General features: G+C 62.4%; 2 protein-coding genes. Both read right to left on the bottom strand.

The features are described from left to right. Nucleotides 1–219 (bottom strand): oligosaccharide flippase family protein (locus tag H3V53_RS42610; RefSeq protein WP_336602956.1); only part of this gene is annotated, 219 nt, incomplete at its 3' end. A gap of 52 nt (nucleotides 220–271) precedes the next feature. Continuing rightward, the gene (locus H3V53_RS42605) at nucleotides 272–2,431 is read right to left on the bottom strand and encodes an NHL repeat-containing protein (RefSeq protein ID WP_336602957.1); all 2,160 of its coding nucleotides are present in this window, start codon (nucleotides 2,429–2,431) and stop codon (nucleotides 272–274) included. Nucleotides 2,432–3,021: the final 590 nt, after the last annotated feature.

The following is a 3,021-nucleotide window of genomic DNA, read 5'->3' as shown; positions in this document are numbered from 1 at the left end:
CGATGCGCGCGCCTTCGAGATGTGATTCTGCGCGGCCATGCTCATGCCGAGATCGAGGATGCTGAAGTAGCCGATCAGCGTCCACACGAGGCTGATCACGCCGTACCGTTCGACGCCCAGCAGCCGGATATACGACGGCACCGTGACGAGCGAAACGAACGTCGGCAAGACCAGTCCGATCAGGTTGATCACTACGTTTCTGAGGATGCCTTTGTCCATCGGAGTCCTGTGGTGTCGTTCATGTGTTGGCGTAGCGTGTGGGTGGAGAAAGCTAGGTGTTCGCTGACGGTTTCCAGCGATACATCAGCACTTTGCCGCGCGCGTCTTCCTCGACGAACACGAGATACTCGCCGTCGTTGCGGCGGTAAGCGCTGATGCCGTTGGGCACGTCGACCCAGCCCGACGCGCGGCCCACTTCCGGGCCCGGCTGCATCGTGCCGACGGGCGTGCCCGTGTCGCGGTCGTAGACGTGCACGGTGCTCACGGGCTCGACGGCGAACACGTACTTGCCTTCGACGGTGAGGCCGATCAGCGTCGAGACGGGCTTTGCTTTCGTATCCCACGGCAGCGGCAGCGTGTAGCGCGCAACGGGATTGCCGCTGGACCATTTGTCGTAGCGCACCAGCACGCGGCCCACCTCTTTCCAGAAGCCGCGATCGAACGGCGCGTCGGCCGTGTAGCCCGTCACGTACATCGAGTCGGTTTGCGGGTCGTAGATCGCGCGTTTGACTTCCGTGAACGGCGGCGGCACTGCGTAGGACGTCATGTCGGCATACGAGTAGACGGGATTGCCCTTCGCATCGAGCCCGCCGAAGCGAAACCGGTTGATGCCCTTCGAGTCGCGCGCGCGCCAGATATCGCCGCTGGTGTCGACCCACCAGCCCCAGCCGCCCGCGAGGTGCGTGCCCGTCGTGTTCGGCGTGAATTCGTCGGCGTCGAACCGGCCGTTGCCGTTCGCATCGCGCCAGATCCAGTCGCCGCCCTTCGGCGCGTTCGGCACCTTCAGCACGGCGCGCTCGCGGCCGGCGATGAAGCCGGAAGGCGTGGCCGTCTCGCCATCGCGGCCGCCGTCGAACCGATAGATCTTCAGGTGGTCCGCGTACATGTCCGTCAGGAACAGGAACGTGCGGCCCTTCAGCTTGCGGGCGATGGGCAGGCCCGGCCACTGGTCGGTGGTGAACACGGGATCGTCGGGATAGCGGAAGCGGTTGGTGAGGAAGCCCGCGTAGGTCCATTGCTGGCCTGGCGGTTTCGACAGGTCCAGTTCGAAGCGCTTGTTGCCCGTAAAGACGCTATCGGGCCGCGACGGGTCCATCCACGCGCCGTCGACGAACAGCAGCCCTTCGACCTGCCACACACGTCTGCCGTCGGGCGCATAGCTTTCGAGCGTCGCGCCGAGGCCCGCGCCCGTCGGCTCGAAGCGCGGACCGATGCCGTTGGTCGACACATAGACATTGCCTCGCGCATCGACGCCGACACCTGTGAGCCCGTTGAAGCGCTGCGCGCCGGGACGGCCCGCGACACCGGAAAAAATCCCGCCGCGCTCGCCGAGCGTGGAACTGAGCGCGTAGCCGCCGTTGCGTTTGCTGAAGAACAGCACCTGCTGGCGCGGGCCGTTGTCGGCGATCAGCACGCGGCCCTGATTGTCGACGGCGATATCGACGGCGACGGTATCGTCGGGAAGCGGCAGCGCGTCGTTCAACGGCTCACCGCCGGCGTCAAGATGCGCGACCTTCGGATGAGGGCCGAGCGTTGCCGTCAGCACCCACAACGTGCCGTCGCTCGCGCGCGCGATGCGGCCTGGCGCCGGCACGCTCCATTGCGCCTTGCGCTGCATCGATGCCGCGTCGTATACCTCGATGCGGTTCTGCGACGCGTTCAACGCATAGAGCGTCGTGCTCGCAGCGGGCCCGTTGATATCGCCGCGCGTGCTCATCGGCACGTCGCTGACGAGCTGAAACGCGGCGGCTGCCTTCGCATGCGGATCGATGCTGCTCACGGCGGGCTGGAAGGCAGCGACGCGTTTCGTATCGCCGATCTCGCGCCGCGAGATGCCGTACCATTGGCGCCCCTGTTCCGGCCACACGCCGGCGCCGACGAGATGCCCCTTCTCGTTGCCGACGCCGACGGCTACAAACGCATAGCGACCGTTGATCGCGATTGCATTGCCGCCGCTGTTGCCCCAGCCGTGCGTGCCGCCTGCGAAGCCCAACATCTTGCCGTTCTGATAGACGCTGGATTCGGCGCCGCTCTCGTCCCAAGGCGCGTTGGTGTAGACCTTCCCATCGGGCGATACCGCGATCGCGGTGATGTTGATCTGCGTCCAGCTGCCGTCGCCGAAGCCGAACGTATTGCCGATCCATGACGTCTGCACGTTCAGCGCGGGTTCGGCGAACGCATGCAGTGTCGCGAGAAAGGCGAACGCGCACATCGCGCGGGCAAGCGTGAGTCGGGACAACGCAGGTTCTCCATCGAAGCGGGATCAAGGCGGTAAGCCATTCGCCGGAACACGCGCAATCGTCAATGCGCAATGCTCCTGCCGGCGCTTAACGGTAATTGCAAAGAATGCAGGACGAAATTCCCAAATAATTCAAAATTATTCGCGCATTGGATCGTCAGAAAAGAAATTTGGAAAAAAATCATGTTGCATTTTTTGTGCAATTTTTTTGGAAGAAAGATCGCTACGTACGATGCCTTGCGCATTCCGATAGTTCTTAAAGTCTTGCAGCATGCTTTGTTTGAAGGCGTAGTGAATTGCATCCGCGAATGAAAGTCCGAATTTTTATATCGAAACGGTTTTGTTTATTTAATTCGTGTTTTTAGCCGATTTTATTTAACCGAGAATCGAACAACACTTTGCCGACTTTATGGTGATCGCCTTGCGACACCGTCTATGGCCCTTTGAATGCCGCATCAGGCGCATACACGGACGTTCATGACAGCCAGCACCCTGCCCGCAACGCCTTCTCACAACCGACGCATCGTCCAGCTCGACGGCCTGCGCGCGATCGCGGTGCTCGC

The sequence above is a fragment of the Paraburkholderia bengalensis genome, from assembly GCF_037126505.1.
Taxonomy (GTDB): domain Bacteria; phylum Pseudomonadota; class Gammaproteobacteria; order Burkholderiales; family Burkholderiaceae; genus Paraburkholderia; species Paraburkholderia bengalensis.
Note: the sequence above shows the minus strand (reverse complement) of the source record. Positions and strands in the feature narration are given on the sequence as shown.

Bases quoted from the DNA above. Each gene is read 5' to 3' on its own strand.
- H3V53_RS42605 (WP_336602957.1), bottom strand. From the start codon at position 2,431: ATGTGCGCGTTCGCCTTTCTCGCGACACTGCATGCGTTCGCCGAACCC.